This is a genomic window from Mesorhizobium sp. L103C105A0, from assembly GCF_000502215.1.
In the GTDB taxonomy this organism is placed as follows: Bacteria; Pseudomonadota; Alphaproteobacteria; order Rhizobiales; family Rhizobiaceae; genus Mesorhizobium.
In genome coordinates this window covers 67,322-86,347 of the sequence record NZ_AYXF01000009.1, presented here as the reverse complement: position 1 = coordinate 86,347, position 19,026 = coordinate 67,322, and the positions used below count along the sequence as shown (strand labels likewise).

15 protein-coding genes are annotated in these 19,026 nt (G+C 64.5%); 6 read left to right on the top strand and 9 right to left on the bottom strand.

The features are described 5' to 3' along the window. Window positions 1-46: 46 nt before the first annotated feature. Together deoC and X727_RS142795 are read right to left on the bottom strand one after the other, a co-directional pair. The gene (deoC, locus tag X727_RS142790) at window positions 47-1,096 is read right to left on the bottom strand and encodes a deoxyribose-phosphate aldolase (protein ID WP_023689207.1); all 1,050 of its coding nucleotides are present in this window, start codon (window positions 1,094-1,096) and stop codon (window positions 47-49) included. A gap of 206 nt (window positions 1,097-1,302) precedes the next feature. Then, window positions 1,303-2,130, bottom strand: a complete 828-nt coding sequence (locus X727_RS142795) for a ferredoxin--NADP reductase (RefSeq protein ID WP_023671300.1) — start codon at window positions 2,128-2,130, stop codon at window positions 1,303-1,305. Window positions 2,131-2,350: 220 nt separating this feature from the next. On the opposite strand from X727_RS142795, the gene X727_RS142800 reads away from it, so the two are divergent. Together X727_RS142800 and X727_RS142805 are read left to right on the top strand one after the other, a co-directional pair. Next, complete coding sequence (locus X727_RS142800; protein ID WP_023834786.1) at window positions 2,351-4,435, top strand: hydantoinase/oxoprolinase family protein; 2,085 nt, start codon at window positions 2,351-2,353, stop codon at window positions 4,433-4,435. 1 nt (window position 4,436) lies between these two features. Then, on the top strand, window positions 4,437-6,119 hold the full coding sequence (locus X727_RS142805; RefSeq protein WP_023834785.1) for a hydantoinase B/oxoprolinase family protein: 1,683 nt from the start codon (window positions 4,437-4,439) through the stop codon (window positions 6,117-6,119). Window positions 6,120-6,141: 22 nt separating this feature from the next. Here the strand turns inward: X727_RS142805 and X727_RS142810 are convergent, their stop codons facing one another. Further along, entirely contained in the window at window positions 6,142-7,032 is an 891-nt protein-coding gene (locus X727_RS142810; RefSeq protein WP_023671297.1) for an SGNH/GDSL hydrolase family protein, read from the bottom strand. 254 nt (window positions 7,033-7,286) lie between these two features. Between X727_RS142810 and X727_RS142815 the strand changes: the two genes are divergently transcribed. Both X727_RS142815 and X727_RS142820 read left to right on the top strand, forming a co-directional pair. After that, window positions 7,287-8,057 carry an ABC transporter substrate-binding protein gene (locus tag X727_RS142815; protein WP_023683553.1) on the top strand — a complete coding sequence of 257 codons (771 nt, stop codon included), beginning with the start codon at window positions 7,287-7,289 and terminating at the stop codon, window positions 8,055-8,057. A gap of 70 nt (window positions 8,058-8,127) precedes the next feature. Then, window positions 8,128-9,243: an aminomethyltransferase family protein gene (locus tag X727_RS142820; RefSeq protein WP_023834784.1), complete on the top strand. Its 1,116-nt coding sequence runs from the start codon at window positions 8,128-8,130 to the stop codon at window positions 9,241-9,243. Here the strand turns inward: X727_RS142820 and X727_RS142825 are convergent. The 6 genes from X727_RS142825 to X727_RS142850 are packed head-to-tail and all read right to left on the bottom strand — an operon-like array spanning window position 9,240 to window position 16,535. Next, entirely contained in the window at window positions 9,240-9,701 is a 462-nt protein-coding gene (locus X727_RS142825; protein ID WP_023671294.1) for a MarR family transcriptional regulator, read from the bottom strand. The two genes, X727_RS142820 and X727_RS142825, sit on opposite strands and share 4 nt — an antisense overlap. After that, entirely contained in the window at window positions 9,698-10,282 is a 585-nt protein-coding gene (locus X727_RS142830; RefSeq protein ID WP_023683555.1) for an amino acid synthesis family protein, read from the bottom strand. The genes X727_RS142825 and X727_RS142830 overlap by 4 nt, the downstream gene beginning before the upstream one ends. Beyond that, the gene (locus tag X727_RS142835) at window positions 10,275-11,159 is read right to left on the bottom strand and encodes a thiamine biosynthesis protein ApbE (RefSeq protein ID WP_023834783.1); all 885 of its coding nucleotides are present in this window, start codon (window positions 11,157-11,159) and stop codon (window positions 10,275-10,277) included. The genes X727_RS142830 and X727_RS142835 overlap by 8 nt, the downstream gene beginning before the upstream one ends. Next, the gene (locus X727_RS142840) at window positions 11,159-12,700 is read right to left on the bottom strand and encodes a hypothetical protein (protein WP_023739686.1); all 1,542 of its coding nucleotides are present in this window, start codon (window positions 12,698-12,700) and stop codon (window positions 11,159-11,161) included. Before X727_RS142840 ends, X727_RS142835 begins: the two co-directional genes overlap by 1 nt. Next, window positions 12,697-15,660, bottom strand: a complete 2,964-nt coding sequence (locus tag X727_RS142845) for a molybdopterin-dependent oxidoreductase (protein WP_031204548.1) — start codon at window positions 15,658-15,660, stop codon at window positions 12,697-12,699. The genes X727_RS142840 and X727_RS142845 overlap by 4 nt, the downstream gene beginning before the upstream one ends. A gap of 11 nt (window positions 15,661-15,671) precedes the next feature. Beyond that, the gene (locus X727_RS142850; RefSeq protein ID WP_023745842.1) at window positions 15,672-16,535 is read right to left on the bottom strand and encodes a xanthine dehydrogenase family protein subunit M; all 864 of its coding nucleotides are present in this window, start codon (window positions 16,533-16,535) and stop codon (window positions 15,672-15,674) included. Window positions 16,536-16,818: 283 nt separating this feature from the next. Here X727_RS142850 and pncA point away from each other — a divergent pair, with 283 nt between their 5' ends. Beyond that, on the top strand, window positions 16,819-17,433 hold the full coding sequence (gene pncA / locus X727_RS142855; RefSeq protein ID WP_023683560.1) for a bifunctional nicotinamidase/pyrazinamidase: 615 nt from the start codon (window positions 16,819-16,821) through the stop codon (window positions 17,431-17,433). 85 nt (window positions 17,434-17,518) lie between these two features. Continuing rightward, window positions 17,519-18,886: a sodium:proton antiporter gene (locus X727_RS142860; protein WP_023823943.1), complete on the top strand. Its 1,368-nt coding sequence runs from the start codon at window positions 17,519-17,521 to the stop codon at window positions 18,884-18,886. The last annotated feature ends 140 nt before the right edge of the window (window positions 18,887-19,026 follow it).

Genomic DNA, 19,026 nt, shown 5'->3' with positions numbered 1-19,026 from the left:
CAGAGGGGGGCGCGAAAAAACTCGGCGTTCAAGGCCTTCACCCGCCTCACGCCATTGCGTGGCGGTGGTTGGCCGAATAATGCCCGGTCAGATGATGCTCGAGCTGGCGCTCGATATCGGTCAGCAGGCTCGAGGCGCCGAAGCGGAACAGGTCTGGCTCCAGCCATGGCCGGCCGAGCTCCTCCTTCATCAGCACCAGCCAGTCGAGCGAAGCCTTGGCTGTAGAGATGCCGCCGGCCGGCTTGAAGCCGATGAGAAAGCCGGTCTCCTCGAAATAGGCTCGGATGGCGCGCACCATGGCAAGGCCGACGGGCAGCGTGGCGTTGACGCTTTCCTTGCCGGTCGAGGTCTTGATGAAATCGGCGCCGGCCATCATCGCCACCATCGAGGCCAGCATGACATTGCGCAGCGTGGCGAGGTCGCCAGTGCCGAGAATGACCTTGAGATGCGCATCGCCGCAGGCTTCGCGCATCGAGACGATCTCGTTGTAGAGCTCCTGCCACTTGGCGCCGAAGACCAGGCCGCGCGGGATGACGACGTCGATCTCGTCGGCGCCGTCGCGCACCGATGCCTCGATCTCCTGCAGGCGGGTCGACAACGGCGCAAGGCCGTGCGGGAAAGCGGTGGAGACGGCGGCGACATGGATGCCGGTGCCGCGCACGGCATCAACAGCCGTCGCGACGAATGGATGATAGACGCAGACCGCCGCCGGGCGGATTTTTTCGCCCTCGATGCCAAGCCCCTCGACGATGTCGCGGCGGAACGGGTTGATCGCCTTGGCGCATAGGCGGCGCACCCGCTCTTCGGTGTCGTTGGAATTCAGAGTCGTCAAATCCATGCAGGAGACCGCGCGCAGCAGCCAGGCGGCCTGGTTGTCAGCCTTGATCGAGCGCCGCTTTGTGAGGCTGGCGACCCTGCGTTCCAGCGCCGAGCGGTTGACCGAGCGCACCGATTCCATGAAGCCGAGATCGAGCCGCATGCCGGTGTTGCGGGCAATACCGTGGCTTTGCGGCACGGGCGTGTTGGCTGCGGCACGCGCCGGCAGCGGCGTGACCTTGGACCCGCCGAGATCGGCTTCGCGGATTGTGCTGCTCATCTCCTGCCCTTTCGCTCGACGATTTTACGTCGTGGTGCGTGTCGTTGCTCCCGGACTTGGGCGACACACACCGAAGATAGCCCGTGAATCGATGCTTCACGAGTCCTTCAAGGGCTCATAACGGAAAAAGGCGGCAAAAGCAGCTGAATTTTGACCACATGGTCAAAACGTCAATTCAAGACGTGGCGCCGAGGCGCCGGCTGATGTCAGCCGACGAAAGCGCGCTCGACGACGAAGGTCGAGGGATGGCTGAGCGAGCCCTCATGGAAGCCGAGGCTTTCGGCCATTTCCTTGACGTCCTTCAGCATATGCATCGAGCCGCAGATCATAATGCGATCCGTCTCCGGATTGAGCTTCTCGATGCCGAGGTCGTCGTAGAATTTGCCGGAGCCGATCAGCGCGGTGATGCGGCCCATGCGCGCCGACTCTTCGCGGGTCGTCGAATTGTAGAGGGTGACGCGGCCGCCGGTCAGTTCGCCGATCAGGGGATCGTTCTCGAGCGCGGCCACCAGTTCCTGGCCATAGGTCAGTTCGGCATTGTCGCGGCAGGTGTGGGTCAGGATGACCTGATCGAATTTTTCGTAGGTATCGGGGTCGCGCAGAAGGCTGGCGAAGGGCGCAATGCCGGTGCCGGTCGAGATCATGAACAGGCGCTTTGCCGGGGTCAGCGCGTCGACAACCAGCGTGCCGGTCGACTTCTGGCGCATGATGACGGTGTCGCCGACCTGGATCTTCTGCAGTTCGGAGGTCAGCGGGCCGTCCGGCACCTTGATCGAGAAGAATTCCAGCTCTTCGTCCCAGGCCGGGCTTGCCACCGAATAGGCGCGGTACACCGGCTTTTCGGCATTGGGCAGCCCGATCATGACGAACTCGCCGGAGCGGAAGCGCAGCGACTGCGGACGGGTGATGCGGAACGAGAACAGACGGTCGGTGTAATGCTTCACCGAGACGACGGTTTCGGCATAGACGTTGGCCGGAATCGGGAACTGCAGCGGACGGGCGCCGGCGGTGTTGAGTGCGGATGTGGTGTTCATCAAATCCAACTCTGTCTTGCCCACGCCTGTGCGGGCGCCAAACCGTTTCCTGCGCGCCCAGACCATTCAGGTCCCGGCGTGCCGTTCACACACTCCAAAGCAGTGAGCTCTTGTGTCTCAGATTTATTAGTATACAAACGATATTTGTGTCAAGATACCACGCTAAAACAGCTTTCCAAACTGCGGCATATTCGTAGTTCCGCCATTTCGGATTTCGACAATGAAAGAGAATTTTTCGGTGCAACAACCGGATTCCCTGGGTCACGTCGTTGCCGGCATCGATGTTGGCGGAACCTTCACCGACCTCATTTTGATCGACGGAAATGACGGCGGAAAGGTGCATATCGCCAAGACGCCGACGACGGTCGACAACCAGGCGTTCGGCGTGGTTTCAGCGCTGGGCGCCACAGGCTTTGCCATAGACGGCATCGACCTCATCGTGCATGGCACGACCACCACGACCAACGCGGTTCTGGAACGCAGGCTGGCGAAAACCGGCATGATCACCACGCGCGGTTTTCGCGACGTGATTGAGCTTGGCCGCCGCACACGGCCGCAGCCCTATGGCATGACCGGAAGCTTCGTTCCGATCATCCCGCGTGATCTCAGGCTGGAAGTTTCGGAGCGCGTCGAGGCGTCGGGCGCGGTGCGCACGCCGCTCGACGAGGCCGAGATGCGCGACGCCGTGAAGACGCTGATCGTCGCCGGCTGCGAGTCCCTCGTCATCCATTTCCTGCATTCCTACGCCAACCCTGGGCATGAGCGGCGCGCCGCCGAAATCGCCGCCGAGCTTTGGCCGAACGGCTACATCACGACTGGCCATGCGCTGCTGTCGGAAGCCCGCGAATTCGAGCGCGGCGTGACCGCCGCGGTGAACGCCTCGGTGCAGCCGATCCTCGAGCGCTATGTCGAGCGGCTGCGCAGGGAGTTGGCCGCCAAAGGCTATGCCCGCGACTTCCTGATCATGAACGGCAATGGCGGCATGATCTCGGCCCGCTTCGTCACGCGCGAGTCGGCCAAGACCGTGATGTCAGGCCCGGCTTCGGGTGTCATCGCGGCCGCCTATACGGGCAAGCGCGCCGGCTTTGAAAACCTCGTCACCTACGACATGGGCGGCACCTCGACCGACGTGGCGCTGATCCGGGATGCGGAGCCCGCCGTCTCGAACGAGATCGAGATCGAATATGCGATGCCGATCCATGTGCCGATGGTGGCGGTGCATACGGTCGGTGCCGGCGGCGGCTCCATCGCCCGGGTCGATGCCGCCGGCCTGATCCAGATCGGCCCGGAAAGTGCCGGCGCCAATCCCGGCCCGATCTGCTACGGCCGCGGCGGCCTGGAGCCGACCATCACCGACGCCAATCTGGTGCTCGGGCGGCTGGCGCCGAAGAAGCTGCTGGCGGTCGAAAATCCGGTCACCGTCGAGCGGGTCACCGGTATCTTCGAAGACAGAATAGGCAAGGCCGCCGGCCTCTCCGGCGTCGAAGCGGCGGGCGCGGTGCTGCGCCTCGGCAACATGAAGATGGCCGGCGCCATCCGCATGGTCTCGGTGTCGCGCGGCCATGATCCGCGCGATTTCGCGCTGTTCGCCTTCGGTGGCGCCGGGCCGCTGCATGCCTCCGCCCTGGCGCGCGAACTCGGCCTGCCCCGCGTGCTGGTGCCGGCGCGTCCGGGCATCACCAATGCGCTCGGCTGCGTCGTGGCCGATCTGCGCCATGACTTCGTCAACACCATCAACCAGCCGGTCGCCGTGCTCGATGAAGCCAGGCTTCGCGAGGTGCTGGAACGTCACCGCGGGGAAGGCGAGGAACTGATCGGCAAGGAAGCGGTGAAGCCGGAAACGATCCGCGTTACGCACTCTGCCGACATGCAGTTTGTCGGCCAGACCCACATCATCAACGTGGCGCTGCCGTCTTCATCGGTGACAAGGCACGAGTTGCAGGCGCTGTTCGAAAAAGCCTATTTCGCCCGCTTCAAGGTCGAGTTGCCGGAGATCCGCGCCAATCTGGTCAACCTCAACACGTCGGTGACGGGCGTGCGGCCGGCAATCGACCTGTCACGGCTGATCGACCCGGCCGGACGTACAAAGACGCTAGACGAGGCGCTGCGCGAGACAAGGCCGGTCTGGTATGCCGGACGCTGGCACGATACGCCGATATACGCACGCGAAAAATTGCCGCTCGATGCCGTTATCCAAGGGCCGGCGATCCTCGAACAGATGGACGCCACCACCGTGCTCGAACCCGGCGACCGCGCAAGATCGGACGCCGACGGCAACATCATCATCGATATCGGCGAGGCCTGAGATGCAAAAGCTCGACGCCATCACGCTTTCGGTCCTGCAGGCAGCCTTGCAGCAGGTCTGCGACGAGATGGATCTCACTTTCTCCCGCGCTGCCTTCTCGCCTGTCATCGCCGAGGCCAATGACCGCTCCGACGGCATCTACTCGGCCGTCGATGGTTCGTTGATCGCACAAGGCAGCCAGGGCCTGCCGGTGTTCGTCGGCGTCATGCAGTATTCGACCAAAACGGTGATCGAGATGATCGCCGACGGCCGCTGCCTGCCGCCGGAACCCGGCGACATCTACATCGTCAACGATCCCTATCTCGGCGGCACGCATCTGATGGACGTGCGCTTCGCCATGCCGGTCTACCGCGGCGGCAAGATATTTTGCTGGCTATCGAATACCGGCCACTGGCCCGATATCGGTGGCTCGGTGCCGGGCGGCTTCTCCGCCTCCGCCACAGCCGTCGAGCAGGAAGGCCTGCGGCTGCCGCCGGTCAAGCTGTTCAAGAAGGGCGTGCTCGACTCCGAAATCTACGCCATCATCTGCTCCAACATCCGCGTCGCCGACCAGCGCATCGGCGATATAAGGGCGCAAGCCGCGGCACTGTTGATCGGTCAGGACCGGCTCAATGGAATCCTCGATCGTTACGGGGACGAAACCGTCGTCGGGGCGATCGCCGAACTGCGTCGCCGCGCCGCCGAGCAGATGCGCGCCAACATCTCCGCCATTCCCGACGGCACCTACAGCTCGAAGGCCTTTGTCGACTCGGACGGCGTGGTCAACGAGCCGCTGACCATCGCGCTCGCGGTGGAGAAGAAGGGCGACACGCTGACCTTCGATTTCACCGGTTCGTCAAAACCCTGTGCCGGGCCGATGAACAGCGTGCTGGCGACGACTTTGTCGTCGGTCTATCTCGCCATGCGCCATATTTTCCCGGATGTACCGATCAGCGCCGGCGCCTTCGAGCCCCTGATCGTCAAGCGGCCGGAAGGCACGTTCCTCGACGCCAAATACCCACGGCCGGTCTCGGGCTGCGCGGCTGAAGTCTCGCAGCGCATCGCCGAGGCGGTGTTCGCGGCGATGGTGCAGGCGCTGCCGGAAAAGGTGACGGCTGCACCCGCCGGCTCCAGCGGCAATTTCGCGCTGGGCGGCAACGATCCGGCGCGCGGCCGCGACTATGTGATGTATCAGATCTCCGGCGGCGGCTATGGCGGCAATTCAGGCCATGACGGGCTGACCAATGGCTGCTCTACCATCGGCATTTCCAAATCGCCGCCGGTCGAGATCATGGAGCAGGCGTTTCCTGTGCTCTACCGCCACTATGCCTTGCGCGAAGGCTCGGGCGGCGCCGGCAAGCAGCGCGGCGGCTTCGGCCTCGCCTATGAGGTCGAGATCTTGCGAGGCGAAGCGCGCGCGTCCTTCGTCATGGACCATGGCCGTTTCGGCCCGCAAGGCGCGCTCGGCGGCAGGGACGGCGCGGTCAACACGGTGACCGTGTTCCGCGCCGGCGAGGCACATGTGCCGCCGCATCTGTCCAAGGAACAGGACATCGCGCTCAAGGCCGGCGACCGCGTGCGCGTCGGCACGCCGGGCGGCGGCGGCTATGGCGATCCGCGTGAGCGCGACCCGAAACTGGTCGCCGAAGACATCAGGCTTGGTTACTACACCGTTGAACAAGCCAAAGAGCTGTTCGGAACCTGACAGCCGACAGGCCCGAGCCGCGTCAGGTCTGCAGCTTGGCCTTCAGCGCATCGGCGAATTTTTGCGCGATCTTCTTGAAGCCGGCGGGATCGGGATGCAGTTCGTTGGCCCAGTCGGCCACCTTCAACGTTCCCTGCGTGTCGACCAGATGGAAATTGTTGTTGGGATCGTCGGCCAGGCGCTTCACCACATCGCGGAACGCCGCCAGCGCGTCGTGAACGATGACCGTGCCCTTGGCGACCGTCCAGTTGCAGAAATCGAGCGACGGTTTCAGCCACGGGCCGACACAGGACGGATGCGCTCCGTTCGGGATCGGAAAATCATAGCAATGGCCAAAGATCGGCACGCCTGGCGCGACGCGGTCGCGCAGCGCGAACAAATCGAGATAGCAGGCCTCGACCATGCCGAGCGCCTTGGTGAAGCGGTTCTTGTTCAGCCCGGGGGCGTGGCCGTCATTGAAGTCGAGGAAGATGCAGAACTGGTCGCCGGCAATGTCGTTGCCACCGGCAGAGAACAGGATGGCATCGGGCTTGCCGTCCAGCCAGTTGGCCTTGTTGCGCAGGGCGGCGATCATGCGCTGCTGCTTGGGCAGCGACATCTCGTCGGTCGCCGCATCGCCATGATGGGCAAGGTTGAGGATGGTCGGCGGCATCGAGCCGATGCGGCGCAGCTGCGCGATCACGTCGGTGTCGACGAACGGAAAGCCGTTGCCGGTGAGCGGATAGTCGAACCAGGAATCGCCCTGCGCCAGCATCACCAGCGGCCGGTTGGCGACGGCCGCCTCGAGATTGCCGGCGCTTTCCCTTGCGGTTTCGAGCCGCTCGATGTTGGCCTGGTGAACCTTGATGCGCTTGGCGATGTCGTCGTCTATGCGCCGCTGCGCGGCTTCCTGCACGAATTCCTGCTGGTCCATCCCCAGGTCCCTCCCACGACCGTCTACTTCCAGCTGAGCATGCGCCCATGTCCATGATCGGTCTGTAATTTAGATCACAGTAAGATTCCTGGGGAAGGACGGCTTGCCGCGCCGTGATCGCCGCAGAGCATGTCGTTTCCGTCTCCGTGGGGCCTGCAAAAGACCATAGACTTCTATCCTTGTTTTCGCGCAATTCCGGACGGGAAACCGCCAACACCTTCCCTGGAATTGCTTAGTCAACGGAGATCAGGAACATGCGTCTTTTCGGTCGTTTCGTGCTTGCCGCTTCCGCCGCCCTGCTGCTTGGGACCGGTGCTGCCTCCGCCGAGAAACTCAGGATCGGGACCGAGGGCGCCTATCCGCCTTTCAACTATGCCAATTCGGACGGCACGCTGGGCGGCTTCGACATCGACCTCGGCAAGGCGCTGTGTGCCGAGATGAAGGCCGAGTGCGAATTCTCCGTACAGGATTTCGATGGTTCCATTCCGGCGCTGCAGGCCGGCAAGTTCGACGCCATCATCAACATCACCATCACGCCGGAACGGGCCGAGAAGGTCGAGTTCACCCACAAATATTACCAGACGCCGCCGGCCATCGCCGTGCCGAAGGATTCGACCATCGCCGGCACATCGCCGGACGATCTGAAGGGCAAGGTGCTGGGCGTGCAGAGCGCAACCATCCACCAGAATTTCGCCGAGCAGAAATACTCCGGCTCGACCGTGAAAGCGTATCCGACCGGCGACGACGCCCGCACCGACATGGCCAATGGCCGGCTCGACGCGATGATGGACGGCTCGATCATCCTGACCGAATGGCTGAAGAAGCCCGATGGCGCCTGCTGCAAATTGCTCGGCACGCTCACCGCTGATCCGGCCATTCATGGACCCGGCGTCGGCATCGCCCTGCAAAAGGGCAACAAGGAACTGGCCGACAAGTTCAATGCCGCCATCGACGCCCTGCGTGCCAACGGCAAGTACAAGGAAATCAACGACAAGTACTTCGCCTTCGACGTCTACGGGGGTTAATCCCTCAGCCAACCCGACCTCGGCAGCGCCACCCGGCGCTGCCGTTTTCATGAGATGACGGAGAAGTTTCTTGGTTGAGCGGCGCTCCCCTTTCTACACCAGCATCGTTGGCCTCGGCGCCACGATGGGCCGGGTCGGCGGCGACTTCGTCTCGGCCAAAACTTATTCCGGCATCGCCGACGAGCATCTGAACACGCGCAAGAATGTCGGCGTGCAGGATCTCAGCACCATGGGCAAGATGGACATCAAGGGGCCGGAAGCCGAGGCGCTGGTCAACCACATCATCGTCAACGATGCCGCCGCGATGAAGCCCGGCCAGGTGCGCTATTCCACCGTCTGCCGCGACGATGGCGGCATCATGGACGACCTCACCGTGTTCCGGCTGGCGCCTGAGCATTTCATGCTGGTGACCGGCTCGGTCAACCGGCTGAAGATGCTGCCCTGGCTGCAGCATCATGCTGAAGCGCGAAAGGCCTATGTCACCGACATCACCGCGGCCGTCGCCTTCCCGACCATACAGGGGCCGCGCTCACGCGAGCTGCTGAAAGCTATAGTGTCGGATGCCGATCTCGAAGAGTTGAAACGCTGGGCGTTCACTTCAGGGCGCGTCGGCGAGACCAAAGTCCTGATCTCACGCACCGGGGTGACCGGCGAGCTCGGCTTCGAACTGTTCGTGCCGGCGGACGAGGCCACTTCCGTCTGGGACGCGCTGATGCGGACCGGTAGCGATTTCGGCCTGAAGCCATACGGCGTGCTGGCCATGTTCACGCTCGGGCTGGAAAAGGCCTATCCGGCGCATGGCATCGACATGGACGAGAGCCGTACGCCCTTCCATGTCGGGCTCGATCGCTGGATCAAGTTCGACAAGGGCGAGTTCATCGGCCGCGAGGCATTGCTCACAATTCGCGGCAAGGGGCTCGACGAACGCTGGACCGGGCTGATTCTCGACGGTGACAAGCCGGCCGCGACGGATGCCAGGGTTTTCGCCGACGGCGAGGATGCCGGTGTCGTCACCTATAGCGATCACGGCTATTCGCTGGGCAAGGTGCTGGCGACCGCGCATCTGCGGCTGCCGTTCACCGCCATCGGCACCGAACTCAGCACCGACATTGACGGCAAGCGGACACGCGCGGTGGTGGCGCCGATGCCGTTCTTCGATCCAGAAGGCACGAGACTGCGCGCCTAGGCGAGTTTCGCCAGCAGCCGCATAAACGTAGCGGCCTCCTTGGCGGTCAGCGGCGCCAGCGTTTCCTGGGTGATGGCGCGGGCCAGCGGGATCAGCCGCTCGATCGCCTCGCGTCCCTCTGGCGTGAGGTTGACCAGCAGCCGCCTCTTGTCGACCTCGTGTTTGGTCAGATCGACCAGGCCACGCGCCTTCAGCCGGTCGATGACGCCCTTGACCGTCGCCGCATCCATGGCGATCAGCGTGCCCAACTGGTTCTGCGAGGTCTCGCCGACGTCGTGCAGCTTGGCAAGTGCAGCGAATTGCGGCGGCGTCAGGTCGCTGATCTGGGCGGCAAAGATCGAGACATGGCGCTGATGCGCCTTGCGCAGGATGAAGCCGACCTGCTCCTGCAGGCGGTAGTCATGTTCGTCGGGCTCTTCGGCCTCGACGAGCTTGAGAAGATTGTCCCCGCCGCTCATCGCAAGCCGTCCCAGGCCTTGATGTCGCCGACCGCCAGGCCGCCCATGCGGTCGTGCACGCGGGGGCCGCAGCTCATGGCGAGGCAGAACAGGATTTCGTCGGCGCGCGGCCCGTCGCTGAGACCGACCTCCATGGCGTCGAAATGGCTACGCACATAGGCGGCGTTGGTGTGGCCGAGCGGCACGTCGAGCCGCGAGCCGAAGGCGCCGACCTTGGTTGCCGACGGCACGATCGCCTTGGCGTCGCCCAGCCGCTCGCGCATGGCGTAACCGCCCGGCACATGCCACAGCGCGCCGTGTTCCAGCTCCCCTGACGAACCGACGATGGTGCCCTTGCCGTAGGCGTCGATCTGCTTGATGTCGCCGCCCAATGCGGCAATGAGCTTGTCGGTGAGCAGCAGGCCGAGCGGCTTCAGATCGTCCATGGCGCTCTGCAGTTCTTCGACGTAGCGGCCGGCGAACGGGTTCTTCACCAGGGCCACGGCTGCAGCGCGGCGGCGCGGCAGAGCAGCGACCGGCCCGCCATCGTGAAAGATCTCTTCGGTCAGAACCGCGATCTTGCGGATCGGAAACTCAGGCATGGGCAACTTCCTTCCCTGGATTTTTGTTGGGCGCGGCAAGCGCCATGGAACCACTGATGCGGGCTTCCCCACCTAGAAACAGCGCCGATGCGGCAATCAGGCCGCGCCGGCGAAAATCTTCGGCGACGGCAAGGCCATTGTCCAGCGCCCGCTCCACATCGCCACGCGCGAGCATGCCGACGGCTTGTGTCACCAGCCGCGCGCCGAGATCGCTGTCGGGCGCCAAGTCCTGCACGGGAATGCGCTTGATGGCGGGATTGCCGGGCAGGTCGACGGCGTTGGCAATGAGTGTCGCGGCCGCATCGGCCTCGGCGCCGGTGTGCGCCAGCACGGTGACGGCGTCGGCAATGCCAAGCGAGAACGAACGGCCGCGCCAGCCGCTGGTGGCGACGCCGCGCACGCCGTCCGCCGAGCGAATGGTGAGGCGGTCGGCCATGCCGTTGCCGGTGCCGGCGATCGCCAGGTTCATCGACTGGCCCTTGCCGATATGGAGGGCGCTGTCGCCGCCATTGTTGACATAGGCCCGGTCGAGCTTGCGACCGGCAAGCAGCGCGGCGAGCACTTCGTCGGCTACTGATCCGGCGACGGCGGCCATCGGCGTGATGAAGCATTCCGCCAAGGGCATGACGGCTGCTTCCATGCGCCGCGCAGTCGGGCCGGCGAAGGTGCGCGGCGCCAGGAAAAATGCCGGCAGCCGCAATTCGGGAAGCTCCTCGACCAACTCGATCAGGATCGTCTGGAAGCGCTCGATCGCCTGATCGTAGGCGGCACGACACTCAGCCGCCTCACCAAAGGCCTCGACGATCAGGTCGATCGGCCCGTGGTTGAGGTGCAGCCGCTTGCCGTCCTGCAGCCAGTGGACTTGCGGGCCTTGCATCAAGAGGCCCCGTTCGAGCCGACGCGGCGCAACTGCGCCAGCGGCGGCCATGGATTGTGGGCCTCGGCGCCTGAGCCGCGGCGCGGGTTGAGATATTCGCCGCCTTTGGCAACGATATCCTCGACGCTGCGTATCTCGGCCTCGTAGCCGCCCAGCCGGACATAGTCGTCGCGGCGTAGCGTGAATTCGATCGGCGCCACCAGCGCCGGCGTCGGCACATAGCCGAAGGCGCCTTCCGGCACGCGCATGACGTCGACCATCAGCGTGATGCCGCCGCCCGGCCAGACATAGACCGGCGCGCCGCCAACGGTAACATAGGTATTCAAGCCCTGCACCGAGCGGGTGAGATTGACCGGGTTTTCGGTGACGCCGGCGCGCAGCGAACCGCCGGCGCCGCCGATGAACAGCACGGTGCAGAGCGCCGGCTCGCAATTGTCCTCGATCAGGCCGACCGATTTCTGCAGCCGCTCGGGGAACGGTTTTTCCACCGGCTTCAACTCGTCGTCGAGCTCGTAATAGGCGAACTGCTCGCCGGTGGTCGACACCATCAGCAGCGACAGGCCGGGGCGGGCGCCCTTCTTGGCGTTCCATTCGCCGAGGATCGACAGCGGGTCGGAAATCGAGGTGCCGCCCCAGCCGAGGCCGGGCTCGGAAACCTTGAAATAGCGGCCCGGCGTCGAACGGCGGCCGATGATCTTGATGCCGGTATCCTGCCAGCCCAGCACCTTGCCGGCCTGATGCTCGGAGACGACGCCGGTGATATGGTCGTCGACCACCACCACCTCGTCGACAAGGCCGCGCCATTGCGTGGCGAACATGCCGATGGTGGCCGACCCGCAGCCGACCCGCATACGGTGTTCCTGCTTGCCGTCGATGACAGGTGGTTTGCCGGCTTCGACGATGATGGTGGCGCCGCCATCGATGGTCAGTTCGACCGGCTTGCGATTGCACAGACTGAGCATCGCGTCGCAGGTTGCCCGGCCTTCGGCCTTAGAGCCACCGGTCAAATGATGCACTCCGCCGAGCGACAGCATCTGCGAGCCGTATTCGCCTGTCGTGACGTGGCCGATCGGCTCGCCTTGCGCGCGCACGATTGCCGTTTCGGGACCGAGATGGCGGTCGGTGTCGATCTTCACCTTGACGCCGCAGTACGAAAAAATGCCTTCGGTGACCACGGTCACCAGATCGACCCCCTCGACCTCCTGGCTGACGATGAAGGGAGCCGGCTTGTAGTCGGGATAGGTGGTGCCGGCGCCGATTGCAGTGACGAAGCGGCGGCCGGTGTTGACCAGTTCGCCGTCCCATTGCTCGCCCTCGGCAGTGAAAGGCACGACCGCGGCGCCGCTCTCTGCCGCATGGTCGAGGATGGTCAGCGGGTCCATACGCACGATGCGGCCACCGACATTGCCGTAGCGGTCGCAGGCGCCGGTGCGGCCATCGGCGATGTAGCACATCACCGGACAGGCATCGCAGCGGATCTTTTCCGCCACCAGCTTTTCGCCCGGATCGTGGGTTTCGAAGCGTTCGGCAAGCTCGCTCATCGGCGTGCCTCCTTGTCGCGGATGCCATCTTTTTCGCGGATGGCGGCGCGGATGCGCGCCGGCGTCGCCGGAACCTTGGTGATGAGAACGCCGGTGGCGTGGCGTATGGCGTTGAGGATGGCGGGTGCGGTCGGGATCAGCACATGCTCGCCCAGGCCCTTGGCGCCGAACGGTCCCTCCGGATCGGGAACCTCGATCAATATGTGCTCGATCTCAGGCACATCGCCGATGGTCGGGATGAGATAGTCGTGCAAATTCTCGGTGCGACCGGGGATGTATTCCTCCATCAGCGCCATGCCGATGCCTTGCGCGATGCCACCTTCGATCTGGCCTTCGACCAGCAGCGGGTTGATAGCCTTGCCGACATCGTGCGCGGCGGTGATTTTCAAGAGCTTCACCGTGCCGAGCTTGAGATCGACTTCGAGTTCGGCGATCTGCGCGCCATAGCCATAGACGGCGTAAGGCTTGCCCTGGCCCTTGGCATCGAGCGGCAGCGTCGGCGGATCGTAGGTCTCCTCGGCGCGGAAGACGAAACCGCCCGCATCGACATCGAGGGCGGGGAGATCGATGCGCCGAGTGGCTTCGCCCTCGCGAATGACGATCACCGGACCGTCCAATTGCAGGGCAGCTTTCTCCGAGACATTGGCAAAACGCAGGATCTTTTCGCGCAAGGCGCGGCCGGCTTTTTCGGCCGCCTTGCCGGTGACAAAAGTCTGGCGCGAGGCCGATGTTTTGCCGGCGTCCGGGCTGATCGCGGTGTCGGCGCTTCTCAGCTTGAATTTTTCCAGCGGCAGGCCGAGTGCGTCGGCGCAGATCTGGGCGATGACGGTGTTGGAGCCCTGGCCGATATCGACGGCGCCCTGGTGCAGGATGACGTCGCCGTCTGGCGAGATACCGACCCTTATGGTCGACGGATTGGGCAGCGAGGTGTTGCCGCAGCCATACCAGCAGGACGCGATGCCGACGCCGCGCCTTTTGCTCGTATTGGCATTGTTGAATGTATCTGCGTCGACCTTCGCGCGAGCCCAATGCGGCCGCAAGGAGTCGAGGCACTCGAAGATACCGACTCCCGACTCCAGTCGCTGTCCGGTAACCGTTTCGGATCCGTTCCGAAGGCAGTTTCTCAGGCGAAAATCGAGCCGGTCCATGCCGAGCTTGCCGGCAAGCTCATCATAGAGCGTCTCCTGCATGATCGTCGCCTGCGGCACGCCGAAGCCACGGAAGGCGCCGGAAATCGGCCCGTGGGTGTGGATGGCGCGGCCTTCGGCGCGGTAATTCGGCGTCGCATAGGGACCGGAGGCATGCACCGGCACGCGGTTGGCGACAGTCGGCCCCCAACTGGCATAGGCGCCGGTGTTGAAATCGCCGGAAAAGATCATGCCGGTGACATGGCCCTCGGCGTCGGTGCCGATCGTCGCCTTCATCTCGGCTGGGTGGCGCTTGGTGGTCGACATCATCGATTCGGTGCGGGTGTAGGCAAGCGCCGCCGGCCGGCCGGTTTTCAGCGCCACAAGGCCGATGAGCGGCTGCAGTGAAACGTCCAGTTTCGAGCCGAAGCCGCCGCCGGTCGCGGTCGGCACGATGCGCACCTTGTCGACGGCAAGACCGAGCACCTTTGCCGTTTCGTCACGGTCCATATAGGGGGCCTGGGTGCAGGCGACGACGACCAGCGTGTCGCCGTCCATGTAGGCATGGCCGGCTTCCGGCTCGATATAGGCGTGCTCGACATAGGAGGTGTCGATGGCACCGGACACCGTGTAAGCAGCCTCGCCAAGCGCCGCCTCGGGGTCGCCGCGCTCGACAAAGCCCTTGGTCAACAAATTGGCCGGGCGGTTCGCGTGGATGAGCGCAGCCCCTTCTGCCTGCGCGTCGCCGGGCTGCAGAAAATGCGGCAGCTCGGTCCAGCGGACCGGGAAATCCTGGAGGTCGAGATCGAGCATGGCCTCGCGCTCGCCGGCGACCAGCGCCACTGCCTCGCCGCGCAGCCGCGCAAAGCCTTCGGCCAGCGCCGGCTGGTCGGCAAACGGACCGATGACGCCGAAACAGTTTTTTCCCGGAATGTCGGCGGCGGTGAAGACGCCGACGATGCTGGGATGCGACTTCACCCAGCCCTCCAGGTCGCCGAAGGCGAAGCCGGCATGATAATGCGGCGAGCGGACCACCAGCACGGCCAGCGCATCGGCGGGAAAGGCATCGGCGCCGAATTTTTCAGCGCCGGTGACTTTTGGCACGCCGTCGAGCCGGACCGGGGAGGCGCCTACAGCATTCCCTGTGGTTGGCATTCTACGTTCAAAGTTGAATTCCAACGAATGACGTTGGCGCTGCCCCTCACCCTTACCCTCTCCCCGTGAAGAACGGGGAGAGGGGAGCGTCGGCGCTGGAGCACTTCCCTTCTCCCCGTCACTATACGGGGTGAAGGTGCCGGCAGGCGGATGAGGGGCAGCGCCGTCGGTCGACGTCCCGAACCGTCCCGCATCCATCACTGCCGCGACGATCTTTCTGTAGCCGGTGCAACGGCAGAGGATGCCGCCCAGCGCATCCTGCACCTCGGTCTCGGTCGGATTCGGCGTGCCATCCAGCAGCGCCGTTGCCGCGACCAGCAGCGCCGGCGTGCAGATGCCGCATTGCGCGGCGCCATGCGCCAGGAAAGACGCCTGCAGCGCCGACAGCCGGCGATCGGCGAGGCCTTCGACGGTCGTTACGGACGTCCCGGCTGCGGAGGCCGCCGGCATCAGGCAGGCGCAGACGGCGTCGCCGTCGACCAGCACCGTGCAGGCGCCGCAATCGCCGGCATCGCAGCCAACCTTGGTGCCCGTCAGCTGCAATTCGTCGCGCAAAACCTGCGACAGACGGCGCAGCGGCGGCACATTGACCGAGACGGCGGCGCCATTGACGGCGAAGGCGATCTCGGCGCGCTCGATGCCGAGGCCCGGCACGAGGTCGGGCAGGGCTTCAATCATCTCAGAGTGGCTCATGCCGCCACCATGCTGTTGTCGTTCGTCAGCCCGCAGGCCCCCAGCACGGCGCGAGCGACAAGCTCGCGCGCTGCGTCGAGCCGGTATTCGGCGCTGCCGCGCACGTCGGCAATCGGCGAGAGCTCGGCCATCGGCGCGGACAGGAGAGCATCGGCGAGTGCCGGGCCGACAGGCTTGCCCACCAGCACGGCTTCGACAGCGGCGAGCCGCCTGGCGACGGCCGAGCAGGACCCGACCGCGACAGCGGCTTCCATGACTATGCCACTCTCGGCAACGAGGCGCGCCGCCACCATGGCGATGGAGATGACGAGGTAGCGCCGCGCACCGAGCTTGACGAAGGCCGACGTGCCGGCAGAGGCCCGCTTCGTGATGCGGATGGCGGTGACCAGTTCGCCCGGCAGCAAAGCGGTGCGGCGGTTGCCGAGAATGAACTCCTGCAGCGGCAGATGACGCGTCGCGGCTGCAGAGCGCAGCTCGACCTCGGCGTCCAGCACCAGCAGTCCCGGAACGCCATCGGCGGCAGGCGAAGCATTGCAGAGATTGCCGGCGATCGAGGCGACATTCTGGATCTGCAGGGAGCCCACTTCGCGCGCGGCCTGCTTCAGCGCATCGAAAGCCGCCGGCAATGGATGGCGGACAAGGTCGGTCCAGGTGGTGCGGGCGCCCAAAACCCAATGGGTTTCGGTCTCGGCAATGCCGCGCAGCGAGACCAGGCCGTTAATATCGAGAACATTGTCGCGGAACGGTTTGGCGCCCTGCGCCGGATAGAAATCGGTGCCGCCGGCAAGCACGCGCCAGGCGCCCTCGCCCAGCAGAGCGAGCGCCTCGTCGAGCGTGGCGGGTTTCGCGTAACGGATCACGCTTTGCCTTCCAAAAAAATAGGCCTTCCCATTGGGACCTTCAAAAGGTGGGGTCTTCCCGAACCCCGCCAATGTCTGATCAGGCCAAATTCATTCGTATGCAAATGATATCAAGCTGGCGGAAATTGTCAAAGCCGGAGTTTAAGGGAACCCGGCCGCCAAGCATTTCTTACGCTTGCAGAGGTTGACGCAGGCGGCCATCCGGTCAAGTTTCAGCATCCGGTCGCATCAGCGGCGTATTTCACTCGATCCCCCGTTCGAGACGTAGAAGAGGAGAGGCGCCATGGCCGACGAAGCGCTTGTTGTCATCGACCTGCAAAACGACTTCTGCCCCGGCGGCGCACTGGCGGTTGCCGGCGGCGACGAAATCGTGCCGCTGGTCAACGATCTGATTCGGCATGCCGAGCATGTCGTGCTGACGCAGGACTGGCACCCGGCCGGACATTCGAGCTTTGCCTCCAGCCATCCGGGGGCGCAGCCCTTTAGCGCGATCGAGATGCCCTATGGGCCGCAGACGCTGTGGCCGGACCATTGCATCCAGGGCAGCCTCGGCTCGGATTTTCACTCGGGGCTCGCCTGGACCAAGGCCGAGCTGGTGATCCGCAAGGGATTTCGCCCTGATATCGACAGCTACTCCGCCTTCTTCGAGAACGACCACAAGACGCCGACGGGGCTCGCCGGCTACCTCAAGGAGCGCAGCATCGACAGTGTGACCCTGGTTGGCCTGGCGACCGACTTCTGCGTTGCCTTTTCGGCCCTCGACGCGGTCAAGCAAGGCTTCAAGACGACGGTGCGGCTCGACGCGTGCCGCGGCATCGATCTAAACGGTTCGGTCGAGGCGATGCTGAAGAGGATGCGCGATGCCGGGGTGAAGCTCGAAGACCCGATCTCGGAGTGACTGGATCGTGACGCATCGAGGGGGCTGCACACAGTTGGGGAAGGCTTTCGCGGCAGGTGTACTCGCTTCCGCTGTGTCTCCGCAAATGGCCTTCGCGGCCGAGGCCCGCGGCCTGCCCGATGCTGCCATGTCGCTGTGGTGGGCGCTGCCTTTCGCCGGCCTGCTGCTCTCGATCGCCACCGGACCGCTGCTGTTCCACCATGTCTGGGAGCATCATTACGGCAAGATCGCCGCCGGCTGGGCAGCGCTGGCGATCATCCCCCTGATGGTTGCATTCGGCGTTCCGGTAGCCGGCGAAGCCGTGCTGCACACGCTGCTCACCGAATACATGTCGTTCATTATCCTGCTGTTCGCGCTCTACACCATTTCGGGCGGCATCCTTGTGGCCGGCAACATCCATGGCACGCCGCTGGTCAATGCCGGGCTGCTGCTCGTCGGGGCAATGCTGGCCTCGGTGATCGGCACCACCGGCGCCTCGATGATCCTGATCCGGCCGATGCTGCGCGCCAACGACAACCGGCAGTTCAACGCCCATGTCGTCATCTTCTTCATCTTCCTGGTGTCCAACATCGGCGGCTCGCTGACGCCCTTGGGCGACCCGCCATTGTTCGTCGGCTTCCTGCGCGGCGTCGACTTCTTCTGGACGACGGCGAACCTCTGGCGCGAGACGCTGTTTACCGGCGGCCTGGTGCTGCTTGTCTTCCTGGCCATCGACATCATGCTGCATCGCCGTGAAGGCGGCGCGCCGAAGATCAAGGATCCGACGCCGGATACGAAGGTGCGTCTGCGCGGCCTGGCCAATCTGCCGCTGCTGGCTGGCGTCATCGCCGCCATCCTGCTGTCGGCAGCGTGGAAGCCGGGCGTGAGCTTTTCAGTGCTGGGCGTCAGCCTCGAATTGCAGAACCTGGCGCGCGACGCCATCATCCTGGGGCTCGCCGGACTGTCGCTTGTCGTTTCCCTCAAGAGCCATCGCGAGGCGAACGGCTTCACCTGGGGCCCGATCGCGGAGGTGGCAAAACTGTTTGCCGGCATCTTCGTCTGCATCGTGCCGGTCATCGCCATCCTTCGCGCCGGCCATGACGGGGCGCTGGCGCCGCTGGTCGCGCTGGTGACGTCACCCACCGGCCAGCCCAATGATCTCGCCTATTTCTGGCTGACCGGCGGGCTGTCGTCCTTCCTCGACAATGCGCCGACCTATCTGGTGTTCTTCGAACTCGCAGGCGGCGACGCGCGGCACCTGATGACGGAGGCGGCCTCGACGCTGGCTGCCATTTCGGCCGGCGCGGTGTTCATGGGCGCCAACACCTATATCGGCAATGCCCCCAACTTCATGGTCTACGCCATCGCCCGGCATCGCGGCGTGAAAATGCCGGGCTTCTTCGGCTACATGGCGTGGTCGGGCGTGGTGCTGATCCCGATATTTCTGATTACAGGTTTTGTCTTCTTTGCGTGATGCGAAGGGCGCTGGGCCCTTACCTACCCCGTGTGGGGAGGTCGGACCGAAGGTCCGGGTGGGGGTCGGTGCCGCCCCCACCCGGCTGCTTCGCAGCCACTTGTCGGGGCGAGCCACGGGTCTCGCCCGTCCTTCGGACC